The organism is Mycobacterium sp. NGS69 (assembly GCF_059812165.1).
Genome location: NZ_JCALCD010000004.1, coordinates 263307 through 280398 on the forward strand (window position 1 = coordinate 263307; position 17092 = coordinate 280398).

Consider the following 17092-nt stretch of genomic DNA (forward strand, 5'->3'; position numbering starts at 1 on the left):
CGCGCCGATTGCAACAGCGGCGCTAGTTTACTATTTTTATTATGTTAGGGGTCTTATGGATGTCGGACTGACTTCGGAGCAGCTGTCGCTGCGCGACACCGTGCGTGGCATCCTGCGCAGCGAGTGTCCGCCCGATGTCGCGCGCCAGGCGATGGTTGACCCCGAGCGCTGGCGCGCCCCGTGGAAGACGGTCGTCGACCTCGGCTGGACGGAACTCGCGTCCCCGGAAGCAACCGACTACGGGCCCGTCGAGCTGGCGGTCGTCCTCGAGGAATGCGGCGCCGCGATGGCGCCGATCCCGTTTCTCAGCAGCGTCGGGCTCGCGGCGGGCGCCGTGCGGGCCGCCGGCCTCGACTCGGTGCTCGCCGACATCGCCGGAGGCGCCGTCGCCACCCTGGCGGTCCATTCGAGAGGGTCCCGGCTGCCCGGCGCACCGATGACACTGCGCGGTGGGCGGCTGCGCGGGCGGGCGGTCGCGGTCCCCAACCTGTCGCGCGCCGAGCTGATCGTCACGCTGGCCCACGCCGACGGCGGCGTCATGGCGGCCGTCGCGCGCTGCGGTGACGGGGTGACGGTACTCGCGGGCGAGTCGACCGACCCCGCACAACCGGTGGCCGATGTCGAGATCGACGCCGAGCCGGTGACCGCCGCGCCGGTGGAACTGGAGTGCGCACTGGCCGCGCCGCTGGTGGCCGTCGCCGCCGACCTCGTCGGCGTCGCGGACGCGGCCCTGCACCGCGCGGTCGAACACGCGAAGGCGCGGCGGCAGTTCGGCACTCCGATCGGCGCCTTCCAGGGCATCAAACACGCGCTGGCCGACAACCACGTCGGCCTGGAACGGGCGCGCAGCCTCACTTATGCGGCCGCGGCCCGGCTCTCCGATCCGGACCCCGGTGACGCCTGGACCGTCGCCGCGCTGGCCAAGGCGGCGGCCGGCGACGCGGCGGTCAATTGCGCGCGAACCGCGGTTCAGGTGCACGGCGCGCTCGGGCAGACCTGGGAGCACGACATTCACCTCTACGTCCGGCACGCCTGGCAGGGCGCGGCGATGCTGGGCGACAGCCGCGCGCTCTACCACGAGGTAGGCCGCCGGTTCGCCGGAGGCAGCGGGTGACCGCCGTGGAATCCACAGTCGAGGAATTCGGCGCGTGGCTCACGGAATTCCTGCCGAAGGACTACTACGAGAACTACCGCGAATTCCGCTGGGACCTGCCCCTGCGGCGTGACTACCAGCGTGCGGCCTTCGAGGCCGGCTGGATACAGCCGACGTGGCCGCGCGAGCACGGCGGCCGCTCGCTCGGCCTGCGCGACGCGATGGAGGTCCGGATCGAGGCCGCGCTGCGGTCCGCGCCCAAGCTGCCCAACATCGCCGGCCCCAACGTCGCGGCGCCCGGCATCCGCCAGTTCGGCACGCCCGCCCAGATCGAGCGGCTCCTCGTTCCCCTGCTGCGCGGCGACGAGTGGTGGGCGCTGGGGATGTCCGAGCCGGAAGCGGGTTCCGATTTCGCGGGCCTGCACACGCGGGCTGAGCGTGAGGGCGACGCATTCCGGGTCAACGGCCACAAGATCTGGACCACCCAGGCCCACCTGTCGAAGTGGTGCACGCTCTACGTCCGCACCGACCCCGAAGCGCCCAAACATCGCGGAATCTCCTGCCTGATCCTCGACCTGCAAGCGCCCGGCGTGCGGATCGAGCCGATCCGCATGGCATCCATCTCCGACGAGACGTTCTGCGAGGTCTTCCTCGACGACGTCGAGGTGCCTGCGGAAAACCTGCTCGGGCCGCTCAATGGCGGCTGGAACGTCGCGTTGTCGTCGCTGCACCATGAACGCCAGATGATCTGGATCATGAATTGGGTCGAGATCAAGCGCGGCCTCGACGCGGTGCGCGAGGCGCGTCCGACCGACGACATCTGCGCCGAGCTTGGCTCGCTGCTGGCCGATGCCGAGGCGCTGCGCGCCACCGGGTACCGGGCGCTGGGCAATGAACTGGCGGGTCGGCCGAGCCCCGAGGCCGACATCATGAAGCTACTCGGATCGGTGACGTTGCAACGGGTTTGGGAACTAGCCGCCGTCGCGAAGGGACAAGATTGGGTCAGCGATCCGGATCTGTTGTTCGAACGTCAGGACGCGCTGGCCGCCACCATCTACGGCGGAACGTCGGAGGTGCAGCGAAACATCATCGCCGAGCGCCTGCTCGGGCTTCCGAAGGGATGAATCGGATGGATTACGAGCTGGGCGAGGACGCCGGTCAACTCCGGAATCACCTGCGGGAGTTGATCGCCAATCACATTCCGGCCGGCTTTCTTGGCGCCTGCACCGACGACCCGCGCGACCTGGCCACAACCGAGACGTTCTGCAAGCTGCTCGCCACCGAGGGCCTGCTGGCGCTGGCGTGGCCGAAAGAGCATGGCGGGGGCGGTGGTTCGGTTTGGCAGCAGACGGTGCTGCGCGAGGAGATGTGGGCCCAGCATGAGCCGCGCGGTCCGCAGTACATGGGAATCAACTGGGTCGGCCCGGCGCTGATGCGGTACGGCACGGACGAGCAAAAGGCCAAGCACCTGTCCGCCATCGCGTCCGGCGATGTGATCTGGTGCCAGGGCTTTTCCGAGCCGGAGGCCGGAACCGACCTCGTCTCGCTGCGCACCCGCGCAGTGCCGGACGGGGACGGGTGGCGCATCACCGGCCAGAAGGTGTGGACGTCGTACGCCCAGATGGCATCCTGGTGCGTGCTGGCGGCGTGCACCGATCCCGACGCCCCGAAGGCCAAGCGGCTCACCCTTTTTCTGATACCCATGGACCGGCCCGGGTTCACCGTGCGGCCGATCCCGTCGATGCTGGGGCCGCATCATCTCAACGAGATGTTCCTCGACGGCGTGCAGGCGTTCCCCGGCGACGTCCTCGGCGAGGTCGGCGACGGCTGGCGGGTGATGCGGGAGGCTCTGGCGTTCGAGCGGGTCGGCATCGCGCGCTACGCGCGCTGCGAGTCCCTGCTCGACCGGCTGCAAAGGCAACTCGGCGACGATTGGGACGAGTTGCCCGAATCGATTCGCTCCCGGTGGACCCGGGCGCTGGTCGACTTGCGGGTGGCCCGGCTGCTCGCGTACCGGGCCGTCTCGCTGCAGGACGACCCGTCGGCGGGTGCGGCCGCCAGCGCGGCCCGCATCGCCACCACCACGTGCGATCAGCAGGTCGCCGAGCTGCTGTTCGACGTGCTGGGGCCGTCCGCACTGGACAGCGGCGCGTCCGCGCCCCTGCATGGGGCGATCGAAGACCATTGGCGCTACGCACAGGCCGCCACCGTCGCGTCGGGCACCATCGAAGTGCAGCGAATGCTGGTGGCACGCGACATTCTGGGAGGACAGCGGTGAAAACCGAACTGCCACAAGACATCAGCGACTTCGCCGCCGTCACCGCCAAGCGGCTCGCCCGGCTGGGCGGCCCACCGGCGGCGCTGCGCGCCGAGACGGACGACGGCGTACGCGACGCCGCACGCACCGCCCTCAGCGACGTCGGCGCGTTCGAGCTCGACGTGCGGTCGGAGTCGGATGACTTGCTTGCCGCCGCCGTGCTCTGCCAGGCCGCCGGTGCGAACGCGCTCCCCTACCCCGTCGTGGAAGAGCTGCTGGCGATCGACGGCGCCCGACTGAGCCTGGTCAATCCCGAGGCGCCGCGCATCGACCACGGCGACCTGCCCGGTGACTGGATCGCGGCCGACCTGGATGGCGCGCGGTATCACCCGCAACCGGGGTTGCGAACCAACGCCAAGCTGGGGCCGTTTCTGGTGCCGGCCACCCTGAGCGCACCCGACGGAACCGTCCCGGCCAACGACGTTAACCTTCATCTCGTGCTGGGATCATGGCGGATTCTGGGAGCCCTGCAGCAATCGCTGCACGTCGTCACCGAACATGTGCGCGCGCGGGTCCAGTTCGGCCAGCCGCTGGCCGACTTCCAGGCCGTCAGGTTCGCGGTCGCCGACGCCGCGGTCGGCGTGCGCGGCCTTCACGAGCTCGCGAAGTACACCATCTGCCGGCCGGAATCGCTGCCGGCACAGGTTCATTCGGCGGACGCACTCGTCCTGCGGTGCAAGGCCGCCGATACCGCGCGGCAGGTGCTGCGGACCTCGCACCAACTGCTCGGGGCGCTGGGCTTCTGCGACGAGTCCGACGTCAGCGTGCTTGACCGGCACACCCAACCGCTGATCCGGTTGCCGCTGGGCGCCGAGGCGCTCGCGCTGCGCCTGATACCCGACGTCCGGGACGGCCACCTGGAGACGTTGTTTTCCGGGCCGGTGCCGGCGTGACCACCGAACGAATCGCGTCAGAGGCGGCGCCCGATCCGCTGGAGGAAGGGATCCCGTTCGGGATCAAACTCCAGCAGCTCGCGGAGGAACGCCCCGACGCGAAGGCGGTGACGGTGGTCGCGCTCGACGGCACCGCAAGCACGCTGACGTTCGGTGAACTCGACGCCCGTGCCAACCAGTGGGGCCGTGCGCTGGCGGCCGACGGCGCTGGGGTGGGATCCCTTGTGGCGCTGGCGATCCCGAATTCGCAGCACCTGATGCTCGCGGCGCTGGGCTGCTGGAAGATCGGTGCGGTTCCCGTCCCCATGCACTGGGACCTGCCCGAGTGGGAACGAGACCGGGTGCGCGAGGTCATCAAACCCGCGGTGGTCGTCGACGAAAAAACCCGGTGGGAGTTGGATGCCCGCGCGGCCGCCGAGTCCGAAAGCCCGCTGCCCCCGGTCGTTTCCCCCAATGCCAATGGCATCTGCAGCAGCGGTTCGACCGGCGTGCCGAAGGTGATCCTCAGCCTCGCGCCGTCGCTGTGGACCCCGCAGCACGGGGAGCCATTCCTGTCGAACTGGACGCCGGTGGCCCAGCCGCAGACGATCATGGTGCCCGCGCCGATGTATCACACCAACGGCTTCGCCACATTCTTCTTCCTGTTGACCGGTGACCATCTGGTGGTGCTCGAAAAGTTCGACGCGGCCCTCGTTTTGGATGTGATCGAACGCTTCCGGATCACCAACTTCACGGCCACACCCACGATGCTGGCGCGGATCGCCGCACGGCCCGACGTCCGGCAGCGCGACCTGTCCAGCGTGGTCTTCGTCCTGCAGGGCGCCGCGGTGATGCCGCCGTCGCTCATGCACACTTGGTTCGAGTTGCTGAGCCCCGAGCAGATCGTGACGGCGTACGGCATGACCGAGAACCTGGGACTCACCGCGCTGCGCGGCGACGAGTGGCTCGCCCACCCGGGCAGCGTCGGCCGCGGCTTCCGGGACACCGAGATCCGGATTCTCGATGCCGGAAAGATACCGCTTGGCCCCGGTGAGCACGGCGAGATCTACCTGCGCGCGCCCATGAGCGCCGGTTCCCGCTACCTGGGCGGGGCGCCGCCGCTGCCGTCGACCGAGGACGGCTTCCGCTCCGCCGGCGACATCGGGTATCTCGACGAGGACGGCTACCTGTACATCGTCGACCGCCGCGTCGACATGATCATCACTGGCGGCGCCAATGTCTTTCCGGCGGAGGTGGAGTCGGCGCTGGCGGGCCATCCGGGCATCGCGGACGTCGTCGTCATCGGGCTTTCCGATGCGCAGTGGGGGCGCCGCGTGCATGCGGTGGTCCAGCTCGCCGACAGGGTGCACCTCACGGAAGAAGATGTGATCGAGTACGCGAAGAGCCGGCTCGCCCACTACAAGGCGCCCAAGACCGTCGAGTTCGTCGACGCGATCCCGCGCACCGCGGCGACCAAGGTCAATCGCTCGGCGATGATCGCGTCCCGGGGCGGCTGAGCGTTCATTGGTACCCCGTACCCGTACCGACAAGTCGGCCGGTTTTGGATGCCGCGGCCCATCTCTCAGTAAGACCCTGTGGTAGAGCATTTTTCGAAGTGCCATGGATGCGAAGTGCTCGCCGAGGCGTCGTTTGTGGCATATACCCCCGGGGGGTGCTAGCCTCTCCGTTGTTATGCGCCGTGATGCTGTCCGTGTCGATCAGTGGCCGCGCTATGCCGCGGCGGTCGCTGCGTTGTTCTGGGCACTGGGCATGGCCGCCGGCTGCCACCTTCCGCACGCGGCCACGGCACCCATGCACACCGCCACGAGCTTGGCGGCGTCCACAAGCGCCATCGGTCACGAAGCCACCGCCCTCGCCGAACGTGGCCACCTGGGCGCCGGCTCGTGCGCGCCGATGGGCCACGAGTGCAAATACGTGGCGCAGGCTTGCCCGGCAGCTGATTTGGTTGCACTCACGGTCTTCGTCGCCGTCGTGGCCATGGCCGGCTCGGCGGTCTGGTGGGTGGTGTCGGTATCCCGCGGACCGCCTCGGCGTTCCGGCCTCATTTCCCACCGCCCGGGCCGGGTGATTCTCACCCGGCACTGCATCGCGCGTATCTGATCGGTCAGCGCCAAGCCGTCGCGCGTCGTCGCCCCGGCTTGTGGTCGCCTGGCCCTATCCCTTGCCGCGCGGACGCGCGGAGATCAGAAACGAGAAATCGATGAGCTTTGTCCTGTCCATATGTCGTAACGCATTGCGAGAGGTTCGGTCATGACGGCCCGGACCGAGCAGCCCGGCGCTCTGGTGGTCGGGGCCGGTGTCAGCGGATTGACCACGGCGCTGATGCTGGCCCGACGCGGTTGGCGGGTCGTGGTGGCGGCCGACGGGTTCGACGCCGACACGGTGTCGACGGTCGCCGGTGCGGTGTGGGAGTGGCCACCGTCGGTGTGCGGTCGCCACCACGATCAGGCGGTACTGGCCCGCTCGGCCGATTGGGCGCGCTTCTCCTACACCCGCTTCGCCCGCCTCGCGGCCGACCCCCGCACCGGTGTGAGCCTGCGCCCGGCGGTGTTCTACTTCTCCCGCCCCATCGAGGAGGATCCGGCCGAACGAGCGAAAATGCTTGCGGTCGAACGGTTCGTGCCGGGCTTCGTCCACAATCCCGAACTCATCGACGCCCACGAGATCAATCCCGCCGCCGGGATGGTCGACGCCTATTCCTATCTGGCGCCCACCATCGACACCGACTGGTACCTGGCGTGGCTGGGCCGTCAGGTGGGGACGGCCGGCGTCACCATGGCCAGGCGCAGCATCCGCGGGCCGCTCGCCGAGCAGGAACGAGAGCTGATGTCGGAGTACAACGCTCAGCTGATCGTCAACTGCTCTGGACTGGGAGCACGCGAGCTGGCGTGCGACCCGGCCATGGAGCCGCACCGGGGGGCTCTACTGCGCGTGGTGAACGACGGCACCACGATGTCACGCGTGACCGCGGTGCACGCCGTTGCGAACGACACCGGCACCGAGCACCAGGACATGGTGTTCATCGTTCCGCGCGGAGCCAATCGGCTGCTGCTCGGCGGGCTCGTCGAGCCGGGCGAATACGGCACGGACCTAAACCTGGACGGCTATCCGCCGCTGCGGGAGATGTTCGACCGCTGCCGCGAATTCCTGCCCAGCCTGCGGGGCGCGCAGCTCGACGTGGTCGACCCGGTGCGAGTCGGTCTGCGGCCCTTCCGCGAAGGCGGCGTACGACTGCACATCGAGCCCGGCACCCGCATCGTGCACAACTACGGTCACGGCGGCGCCGGCGTCACCTTGTCCTGGGGCTGCGCCCAGGAGGTTACCGAGCTGGCCGACATCCTCCTCGCCGGCCGGGGGGTCGCCTGAACGAACACGGCCGGCCCGGCGCCACGACCGGTGGCGTCGGGTTCGGCCGCTGACCGGCTACACAGCGAGAAGCCCACAAATTCAACGGGATTCAACATCCCAACCAGGAAGGACCAAAATGATGATGGCAATGCCCGCCCCCCAGTGGGTCACACTCGTGGCCTGGATAGTGACCATCCTCGGAGTCGTGGTTGCCGGCGTGATGCTGGCGGACACATATCTGCGCGGCTATCGGCAGCCGCTGCGCGCGATGGAGGCGGTCTGGCCAATCACCGCCGTCTACGCCGGCCCGCTGGCGTGGTGGGCGTATCACCGCTGGGGCCGGCCGGCCTCCGCACGGTGGCAGGAACGACACGGCCAGCCTCCCCGAATGGGACCGGCCGCCGTGGCGGCCGTCCAGACCATCCCTGGCGGTGCCGTCTCGTTCGTCGGTCACATGATCGCCATGCCCTTGGTGATGCGGACCGGAATGAAGATCGCCGGGCAGGGCGTCTGGCCCATGATGCTGATCATCGCCGCGATCGCCCTGCCGCTGCTCATCGCGTTCGAGTACCGCGCGATGTCAGTGGCCGACGGCACCGCGTCGGTGGGCCAACGCCTTTGGGCGGCGTCGCGCATCTCCGCTTTGGCCATCATCGCGTTCGACATCGGCATGGGAGCCTCGATGCTGCTCGTGGCGTTCGTGTTGCGCTACTCCCCCATGTCGATGGCGTTCTGGCTGATCATGTGGGCCGGGATGTGGCTTGGGTTTGCCACCGCCTACCCGATGGTGTGGTGGCTGGTTTCGAAGGAGGCGCGCCGCCCGGCCAACCTCGAATCGACGACCGGTGCCGTGCAGATGGAAGGAGTGCGGTAGTTCGGCTCCTCGACCGCGCACCTGCGCCGGCGCCCGGGGCCGGTGCGGTAACCTCGTTCTCAAAGGTGACCGGTCCGCAACCGAGGAGGCCCGATGTCCACGGCCGGCCGTAGCGTCGAAGCCGACGACAACCCCGAGGTGACGCGCGGCGATCGCTTCATCAAGACGGCCGTCGCGATACTGGGCGAAACCGGACGCACCGACTTCACCGTGCAGGAGGTCGTGGCACGCTCCAAGACCTCGCTTCGGGCCTTCTACCAGCACTTCAGCAGCAAGGACGAGCTGCTGCTCGCGCTGTTCGACAGGACCATCGCGCAATCGGTGCAGGGCTGGCGCGCCGAAATCAATGGGCTGGACAGCACGGCCGCGCTGAAGCTGGTGATCGACCGCGTCAGCCAACAACCGGAGTCGAGCACCCAGGACAGCCTCAACAGGGCGTTGAGCCTGTACAACCAGCATCTGGCCGAAACCCGCCCCCGCGAATACACCCGCATCCTCTCCTCGATGCATCAATTGATTCGCGACATCGTGGGGCAGGGCATCACGGAAGGGGTCTTCAACCCCGGACTCGATGTCGGGGCCGCGGCCGCGATCGTCATGCAGACGATCATGGGCGCCCAGCGGTTGCACTGGCTCGGCACCGAATTGATCGGCAAACCGATCGACGCCGGCCAGCTGTACGACTACTGCAGCCGCGCGCTCGGCATCCGGGAGACCGACGAGGAGTCGGCCACCCCCTCGCTGGCCGAGCTGTTCGCGCAAATCGGACTGCGGCCGGGCACCCACAAGGGCGAGTTCGCGATGACGATGCCGGTCAGCCCCAACGTCGTCAACACCTCCGGGGCGCTGCAGGGCGGCTTGATCGCCACGCTGGTTGACGTGGCGGGCGGGCAATACGGCCTGGACTATCTGCAGCCGGGCACCACCATGACCACCGCCGACCTCTTCGTCCGCTACCTGCGCCCGATTCGGCAGGGCATGGCGCGCGCGGTCCCCCGGATGCTGCGGTCCGGTCGTAGGGCAATGGTCATGCAGGTCGACATATACGGCGACGGCGACGAGCTCGCCGCCACCGCGACCGTGAATTTCGCGATCATCAACGGGGCGACGCCGACCGGCCTCCAGCCGGACATTTAGGTCCCGGTACTCCTCGCCGCGCGGAAGTGGTAACGTCATTACCACATACCGAGAATCCCAGACTTCTGCCAAGGAGATCGCAATGCCGTCTCGCGAACTTCCCTTCCCCGTGTTCGACGCCGACAACCACATGTACGAGCCGCAGGAGGCGCTGACCAAGTTCCTCCCGGACAAGCGCAAGAACGTCATCGACTATGTGCAGGTGCGGGGTCGCACCAAGATCGTGGTGCGCGGCCACATCAGCGAGTACATCCCCAACCCGACGTTCGAGGTGGTCGCCCGCCCCGGCGCCCAGGAGGACTACTTCCGCCACGGCGCGCAGGGCAAGAGCTACCGCGAGATCCTCGGCGAGCCGATGAAGGCCATCCCCGCCTTCCGTGAGCCGGGCGCGCGGCTGGAGGTCATGGACGAGCTCGGCATCGACTACGCACTGATGTTCCCGACTTTGGCCAGCCTGGTCGAGGAGCGCATGAAGGACGACCCCGAGATGACCCACGACGTCATCCACGCGCTCAACGAGTGGATGCACGAGCAGTGGACGTTCAACTACGAGGGGCGCATCTTCGCCACCCCGGTGATCACCCTGCCGATCGTGGACCGCGCGCTGGAAGAGCTGCAGTGGTGCCTGGAGCGCGGCGCCCGCACCGTGCTGGTGCGACCGGCGCCGGTGCCCGGCTACAAGGGCAGCCGCTCGTTCGGGCTCGAGGAGTTCGACCCGTTCTGGCAGGCCTGCATCAAGGCCGAGATCCCGGTCTCGATGCACGCCTCCGACAGCGGTTACTCCGAGTTCGCCAACGTGTGGGAGCCGGGCGACGAGTTCCTGCCGTTCAAGCCGACCGCGTTCCGCAGCTTCGCGATGGGCCATCGGCCCATCCTGGACGCGATGGGCGCGCTGGTGTGCCACGGTGCGCTGTCGCGCAACCCGGAGTTGCGGATCCTTTCCATCGAAAACGGCGCAGATTGGGTGCCGGACCTGTTCAAGGGCCTCAAGGGCGTCTACAAGAAGATGCCGCAGTCGTTCAGCGAGGACCCGATCGAGGCGTTCAAGCGCTGCGTCTACATCACCCCGTTCTGGGAGGACCGCTTCACCGAGATCGTCAAGATGGTGGGCACCGACCGGGTGCTGTTCGGGTCGGACTGGCCGCATCCCGAGGGCCTGAAAGACCCCATCAGCTTCGTCGACGAGCTGACCGACTTCGACGAGGAAGACGTCGCCAAGATCATGGGGGGCAACCTGATGAGGCTGATGAAGGTGTCCTCGAAGAAGCCCGTTTCAGCCTGAGCGTGGCCGGTTCCCTGCCTGAGGGTGACGCCGCCCGCGGCAGCTGTTAGCAAACTGTTGCCGTCGACTCCTACCGCGCGTTGATAATCTGGGTATAGAAGTGTGCGGACGTCATGTATTTCGACGGGTTATGTGACTCTGGTTATGGCTCCGTAAAAAGGGTTCCCGAGAAGGGACGGCCGGGTGGTCGCCGAAAAGGACTGGGACAAAACCGTTGGGGCGGCCGACGAGGTTCGCCGCATTTTCGAGAATGTCCCCGCAATGCTGGTCGGGCTGAAGGGGCCAGATCACCGGTTTGTCGCGGTCAACGCGGCCTACCGGAGCTTCAACCCGACCGGCAATCCCGTGGGAAAGCTTGCGCGCGAGGTCTTCCCCGAGCTCGAGAGCCAGCAGATCTACCAGATGTTCGACCGGGTCTACGTAACCGGCGAACCGCAAACCGGCACGGAGTGGCGGCTACAGGCCGACTATGACGGATCGGGAATCGAGGAGCGGTATTTCGACTTCGTCGTCACGCCTCGCCGTGGGGACGACGGATCGGTCGACGGTGTGCAGATCGTCTTCGACGATGTCACCGGCCGGGTGCGGGCGCGGCTGGCCGCCGAGGAGCGCATCGAGGAGCTGTCCCAGCGCTACCGCAACGCCCGCGATTCGGCCACCGTGATGCAGCAGGCGTTACTGGCTCCGTCGGTGCCGATCGTTCCCGGCGCCGACATCGCCGCGGAGTACCTCGTCGCCGCGGAGGACACCGCGGCCGGTGGCGACTGGTTCGACGCAATGGCCCTCGGTGATCGGCTGGTGCTTGTCGTGGGCGACGTCGTCGGCCACGGCGTCGAAGCCGCCGCGGTGATGTCGCAATTGCGCACCGCGCTGCGGATGCAGATTTTGTTGGGCCACAGCATCGTTGAAGCGCTCGAGGCGGTCGACCGCTTTCACGAACAGGTTCCGGGGTCGAAGTCGGCCACCGTGTGCGTCGGTTCGCTAGATTTCGCCACCGGCGAATTCCAGTACTGCACAGCGGGACACCCACCGCCGCTGCTGGTGAGCGCCAGCGCGAGCTCGCGGTACGCGGAGCCGACGGGTGCGGGTCCGCTCGGCAGCGGCACCGGATTCCCGGTGCGCACCGAGGTCCTCGAGGTGGGCGACTCGGTCTTGCTGTATTCCGACGGCCTGATCGAGCGTCCCGGCCGGCGGCTGGGCGCCAGCACCGCGGAATTCGCCGAGCTCACCGCGACCATCGCGGGCGGCACCGGCGGCTTCGTCATCGATGCGCCGGGCCGGCCGATCGACCGCATCTGTTCGGAGACATTGGAACTGCTGCTCCGGTCGACGGGCTACAAGGACGACGTCACACTGCTTGCGGCGCAACGGCGCACACCGCCCGAACCTCTGCGGATCACGCTGGACGCGACTATCCATGCCGCGCGCGCCGTCCGCGCCGAGCTTCGTGAGTGGCTGTCGGAAATCGGCGCCGACCTCGACGACATCTGTGACGTCGTCCACGCGGTTTCGGAGTTCGTCGAGAACGCGATCGAGCACGGTTACGCGACAACGGTTTCCGACCGGCTTTCGAAATGGATCGTGGTCGAGACGGCGCTGACCGGCGACGGCAACCTGCACGCCTCGGTTGTCGACCAGGGGCGGTGGAAGGACCACCGCGAGGGCGAGGGGGGCCGGGGGCGCGGACTGGCGATGGCCGAAGCGTTGGTGGACAGGGCTCAGGTCACCCATGGCGACGGCGGGACGACGGCAACCCTGACGCACCGCCTGTCGCGGCCGGCGAACTTCATCACCGACACGACCGTCAGTCGCTCAACCCGCCCACGATCGGTCAACGCCGAATTCGTCGCCATGGTCGGCGAGGCCGGCCGCATCGTGGTCAGCGGGGACGTCGACGCGGCCACCGCGGCTACCCTGGACCGACAGATCGCGGTCGAAAGCCGTTCCGGCATAGCGTCGTTGACGGTCGACCTCAGCGGGGTAACCCACCTCGGGTCGGCGGGCGTCAGCGCCCTGGCCGCCGCCCGCGACCGAGCCCAAACGCAGGGTGGTGGCCTCGTGCTGGTGGCCGCGCCCGGGACCCCGGCGCACCACGTCTTGTCACTGGTCCAAATGCCGGTGGCCAACAGCGATCCTTAAGGCTGGTCAGCGGCCCTGGCCGTGCCGAACCTGGCTGAACGGCACCCCGCGGTCGGCGGCGTACTCGCGGGGGAAGCCCAGCACCCGTTCCCCGATCACGTTGCGGGCCATCTCGGTGGTGCCACCGCCGATGGCGACATTCTGCCGGGACAGGTACCGCAGTCCGGCCTCCAGGCCTTCGCCGACTTCTCCCACCACACCGGCGCTTCCCGTGATCGCCAACGCGGTGTCCATGTCCATGGTCACCGTCTCGGAGTGAAAGAGCCTGATGAGGGTTCCCGCGGCCGCGGGCAGCACGCCATCTCGGACATTGCGGTACACGTGATCGATCAGTTGCTCGCCCACCGCGCGCTGCACGAGCACCCGGCCGGCCATCTCGTGGACTCGTTCGTTGTCGGCCTGCCCCATCTTCTCGGCAAGGGCGACGTAGTCGACCGGCGTCGTGTGGCCGCCTTCGTGGCCGGCGCCGCTGGCGAACTCCGAACCCTGCCCAACCGCCCGGCGCTCGTGGTACAGCTGGCGCGAGGCGACCGCCCAGCCGCCGTTGACCTCGCCGACGACGGCGTCGTCACCGACGTCCACCCCGTCCAGGAACTCCTCGCAAAACTCGGTGGACCCGCTCAGCATGGTGATGCGCCGCAACGTGATTCCCGGGTGGCCGATGGGCACCAGGAACATGGTCAGGCCTTCGTGCTTAGGCGCGTCCCAGTCGGTGCGCGCCAGACACAATCCATAGTCGGCGGCGAAAGCGCTTGTGCTCCACGTCTTTGCGCCGTTGATGATCCAACGGTCACCCTGGCGCTCGGCCCGGGTGATGACACCGGCCAGGTCCGACCCGCCGCTGGGCTCGGACAGCAGTTGCACCAGGACTTCATCGCCGCGCAGGGCTGCGGCGATGTGGCGCTTCTTCTGCTCCTCGGTTCCGGTGTCGAGCAGGGTGGCGCAGCAGATGGTGAACGTCGGGGTGTTCAGGATCAGCGGCATCTCGTAGCCGAGGGATTCGGCGTCGAATGCCTTCTGGTATTCGTAGTCCAGGCCCAGGCCACCGTACTCACGGGGAAAGCAGATGCCGGCGAATCCCCCTTCGTGGAGCCGTTTTTGCAGTTCGCGGGCCCGGTTCCAGGATCTCTCGTCGTCGCGCGGCGCGGGCGGCGGGAACTCGGGGTCGATGGCGGGCAGGTTGTCCGCCAACCACACTCGGGCCCGGGCGGCGAATTCGGCAATCGACTCAGAGGGCGTCGTCATCGGGCGTTCGTCACCGATCGGGCCGCTCTCTCCGCCTCGTATACCCTCAGGTTGTGCTCCTCGGGCGTGCCAAACATGGAGCGGTACAACGTGACCCGCCTCAGGTACAGGTGCAGGTCGTGTTCCCAGGTGACGCCGATGCCGCCGTGCATCTGCACGCAGGCCTGAACGATCCGGCCCGCCATCTCGCCGACATACGACTTGGCGATGCTCGCCGACAAGCCCGCTTTCGGCGAGCGCGCGGCAACCTCGGCGACGGCCGCCGACGTGGTGGCACGGCACGCTTCCAGCCACAACTTCATGTCGGCGAAGCCATGTTTGAGGACCTGGTAGGACGCCAGCGGGCGGCCGAATGTATGCCTGTCCAGCGCCCATTGGACCGTGAGGTCGAAGACCGTTTGCAGGATGCCGACCACCTCGGCGCACTGCAGCACCTGGGCGAGCTGACTCTGCCGACCGATCATGGCAGCGGCCTCGGTTGGGCCGGCGACCGCGGCGGACCGTTCCACGACCACCCCGTCGAAATCCACCCTCGCGTATTGCTTGACCAGGTCGACCGACTGCTGCGCCGCGATCCGAACACCCGGCGCGTCCGTTGGCACCAGGAACTGACGAATGCCCTCGTCGCATCGCGCCACGACCAACAGCACCCCGCTTTGGGCGCCGGCCTCGACGCGGTCCTTGGCGCCGTCGATGCGGAAGCCGGCCTCGGTCCGAGTGGCCGTCACCGACGGATCCAGCGGCGCCCAGCCCCTGCCCGGCTCGCAAACCGCCCACGAGGCCACGGTTTCACCGGACATCAGCGATTCGATGGTCTCGGCGTGCGCCCGCGGATCCGGGCACTCGGCGAGCGCCGCGACCACGACGCTGACCGGATACAGCGGTCCGGGCGCCACCGTCTTGCCGAGCTGCTCGGCGACCATGGCCAGATCCACCACGCCGCTGTCCGAGACGCTGCCGCCGCCCAGTTCCTCCGGAACGAGCAGGGCGGTCCACCCGAGTTCGGCGGCGCGCCGCCACCACGCCGGGTCGAAGGACAGTCCCGCGGCGTGCAGTTCGCGGACGCGGCTCAGCGGCGCTTCTTTTTGCAGAAAGGCCTGGGTTGTGGAAGCAAAGAGTATCTTTTCGGGAGAGTCGACAGCGGTCATGATGCCGGAGGATTCGGGAGGAAGTGTGCGAGGTTGGTCATCCGCCTGGTCGGTTCTCGTCGGAGTTCACTGGGGATTCTGATGTTAGCAATGAGCAGTACGGTAAGAGATACCGGAGCCCAATCGATAATGACCATGACGAGCGGTAATCGCGGTGGCTGAGGCCAACGAAACGCCCGATCATTCGGCCCCATCGGAGGCCGACGCGCAGGCGTTGCTCGAAGAGGCCGAGGCGGAGGCCGCCGCGGCCGCGGCGCTTGCCGCCGCGGCCCAAGCCCGCGCCCGCGCCGCCCGGCTGCGACGCGAGGCCCTCGGCTTGCCGGACCCCGACGTGTACGACGACGCGGATGAGGATTACGCCGAGGACGAGGACGAGGACGACTACGAGGACGACGAAGAATACGGCGAGGATTGGGACGAGGACGAGTACGACGAGTCCGTAACCGAGCAAGCCGGATGGCGACGACGGATGCCGTTGCTCGCCGCGATCGCCGCCGTCATCGGCATCATCGCTTTCGCCGGCTCCAGCGCGTACATGGTCCTTCAACATCGCGATACCACCGAGCACCAGCAGCGGGAAGCGGCGTTCGTCGCAGGTGCCAAGCAGGGTGTCCTCAACATGATCTCGCTGGACTTCAACAAGGCCAAAGCCGATGTCCAGCGCGTGATCGACGGGTCCACCGGCGAATTCCAAGCCGATTTCCAGCAGCGGGCCAACGACTTCATATCGGTGGTCATCGCATCGAAGGCGGTCACGGAAGGAACGGTGCACGCCGCCGCCCTGGAGTCCCTCAACGGCAACTCGGCGGTGGTATTGGTTTCGGCGACATCGCAAGTCACCAATTCCCCGCCCGGAAAGGACGAACCACCGCGAATGTGGCGCCTCAGGGTGACGGTCGCCGACGTAGGCGGGAAGTACAAAATGTCGAAAGTTGAGTACGTGCCGTGACCGAAGACGTGCGCGACATCGATTCGGCCGGAACGGAACCCAGCACCGAACCAGCCGAAGAAGACTCCGTGGCCGAGGAGCCCATCGACGACGGCGCCGACGACGAGGCCCACGAGGCCGATGACGCCGAGGCCGACGAGGCCGCGCCGACCGAGCGCCGGCGCCGTGCCCTCTCGCCCAGGGCGCGCAAAGTCATTGCGGCGGTGCTGGTTGTGCTCCTGCTGGTCTCGGGGGTCGTGGCGACCTGGCTGTACTTCGAGTGGTACCGGCCCGATCAGCAGACCGATGCGACCGTCGCCCGCTCGGTCGCCAGCGCCGCCTCGGATGCAACGACCGCGGTGCTGTCCTATTCGGCCGACTCACTCGACCAGGACTTCGCCACCGCCAAGTCACACCTCGCCGGGGAATTCCTTTCGTACTTCGACCAATTCAGTCAGCAGACGGTTGCACCGATGGCCAGGCAGAAGTCGATGAAGACCAAGGCCAAGGTGACCGGCGCCGCGGTATCCGAACTGCATCCCGATTCGGCCGCCGTTCTGGTCTTCGTCGACCAGGTCACCACGACCAAGGACAGCGCCCAACCGTCCGTGGCCGTCAGCAGCATCCTGGTGCGGATGTCCCAGATCAACGGCAAATGGCTGATCACCAAGTTCACCCCGGTCTAGAC

Annotated in this window: 15 protein-coding genes; 13 read left to right on the forward strand and 2 right to left on the reverse strand. The window is 67.8% G+C overall.

All coding sequences use genetic code 11. The annotated features are described in order from the left end of the window. Positions 1-55 precede the first annotated feature (55 nt). The 11 genes from AC5Y2S_RS13985 to AC5Y2S_RS14035 all read left to right on the forward strand — a co-directional run bounded on the left by AC5Y2S_RS13985 (position 56) and on the right by AC5Y2S_RS14035 (position 13083). Complete coding sequence (locus AC5Y2S_RS13985; RefSeq protein ID WP_499956706.1) at positions 56-1114, forward strand: acyl-CoA dehydrogenase family protein; 1059 nt, start codon at positions 56-58, stop codon at positions 1112-1114. Between the two features lie 5 nt (positions 1115-1119). Further along, positions 1120-2217 carry an acyl-CoA dehydrogenase family protein gene (locus AC5Y2S_RS13990; protein ID WP_499956707.1) on the forward strand — a complete coding sequence of 366 codons (1098 nt, stop codon included), beginning with the start codon at positions 1120-1122 and terminating at the stop codon, positions 2215-2217. Beyond that, positions 2214-3371 (forward strand): acyl-CoA dehydrogenase family protein, encoded by a 1158-nt coding sequence (locus tag AC5Y2S_RS13995; protein WP_499956708.1) that lies wholly within the window; start codon positions 2214-2216, stop codon positions 3369-3371. The genes AC5Y2S_RS13990 and AC5Y2S_RS13995 overlap by 4 nt, the downstream gene beginning before the upstream one ends. Further along, on the forward strand, positions 3368-4303 hold the full coding sequence (locus AC5Y2S_RS14000) for an acyl-CoA dehydrogenase family protein (protein WP_499956709.1): 936 nt from the start codon (positions 3368-3370) through the stop codon (positions 4301-4303). The genes AC5Y2S_RS13995 and AC5Y2S_RS14000 overlap by 4 nt, the downstream gene beginning before the upstream one ends. Continuing rightward, positions 4300-5799, forward strand: a complete 1500-nt coding sequence (locus AC5Y2S_RS14005) for a class I adenylate-forming enzyme family protein (RefSeq protein WP_499956710.1) — start codon at positions 4300-4302, stop codon at positions 5797-5799. Before AC5Y2S_RS14000 ends, AC5Y2S_RS14005 begins: the two co-directional genes overlap by 4 nt. Before the next feature lie 175 nt (positions 5800-5974). Beyond that, positions 5975-6403, forward strand: a complete 429-nt coding sequence (gene lpqS / locus AC5Y2S_RS14010; protein WP_499956711.1) for a putative copper homeostasis (lipo)protein LpqS — start codon at positions 5975-5977, stop codon at positions 6401-6403. Between the two features lie 150 nt (positions 6404-6553). Beyond that, the gene (locus tag AC5Y2S_RS14015; protein WP_499956712.1) at positions 6554-7669 is read left to right on the forward strand and encodes an FAD-dependent oxidoreductase; all 1116 of its coding nucleotides are present in this window, start codon (positions 6554-6556) and stop codon (positions 7667-7669) included. A gap of 130 nt (positions 7670-7799) precedes the next feature. After that, on the forward strand, positions 7800-8525 hold the full coding sequence (locus tag AC5Y2S_RS14020) for a DUF4396 domain-containing protein (protein ID WP_499956713.1): 726 nt from the start codon (positions 7800-7802) through the stop codon (positions 8523-8525). Between the two features lie 93 nt (positions 8526-8618). Beyond that, the gene (locus tag AC5Y2S_RS14025; RefSeq protein WP_499956714.1) at positions 8619-9662 is read left to right on the forward strand and encodes a hotdog fold thioesterase; all 1044 of its coding nucleotides are present in this window, start codon (positions 8619-8621) and stop codon (positions 9660-9662) included. 82 nt (positions 9663-9744) lie between these two features. Beyond that, positions 9745-10944 (forward strand): amidohydrolase family protein, encoded by a 1200-nt coding sequence (locus AC5Y2S_RS14030; RefSeq protein WP_499956715.1) that lies wholly within the window; start codon positions 9745-9747, stop codon positions 10942-10944. 183 nt (positions 10945-11127) lie between these two features. Further along, complete coding sequence (locus tag AC5Y2S_RS14035) at positions 11128-13083, forward strand: SpoIIE family protein phosphatase (protein WP_499956716.1); 1956 nt, start codon at positions 11128-11130, stop codon at positions 13081-13083. Positions 13084-13089: 6 nt separating this feature from the next. Here the strand turns inward: AC5Y2S_RS14035 and AC5Y2S_RS14040 are convergent, their stop codons facing one another. Continuing rightward, the gene (locus AC5Y2S_RS14040; RefSeq protein ID WP_499956717.1) at positions 13090-14328 is read right to left on the reverse strand and encodes an acyl-CoA dehydrogenase family protein; all 1239 of its coding nucleotides are present in this window, start codon (positions 14326-14328) and stop codon (positions 13090-13092) included. Beyond that, complete coding sequence (locus tag AC5Y2S_RS14045; protein ID WP_499956718.1) at positions 14325-15476, reverse strand: acyl-CoA dehydrogenase family protein; 1152 nt, start codon at positions 15474-15476, stop codon at positions 14325-14327. The genes AC5Y2S_RS14040 and AC5Y2S_RS14045 overlap by 4 nt, the downstream gene beginning before the upstream one ends. 154 nt (positions 15477-15630) lie before the next feature. Between AC5Y2S_RS14045 and AC5Y2S_RS14050 the strand changes: the two genes are divergently transcribed. Both AC5Y2S_RS14050 and AC5Y2S_RS14055 read left to right on the forward strand, forming a co-directional pair. Further along, complete coding sequence (locus AC5Y2S_RS14050; protein ID WP_499904350.1) at positions 15631-16425, forward strand: Rv1363c family protein; 795 nt, start codon at positions 15631-15633, stop codon at positions 16423-16425. Continuing rightward, positions 16422-17090 (forward strand): hypothetical protein, encoded by a 669-nt coding sequence (locus AC5Y2S_RS14055; protein WP_499956719.1) that lies wholly within the window; start codon positions 16422-16424, stop codon positions 17088-17090. The genes AC5Y2S_RS14050 and AC5Y2S_RS14055 overlap by 4 nt, the downstream gene beginning before the upstream one ends. Positions 17091-17092 lie beyond the last annotated feature (2 nt).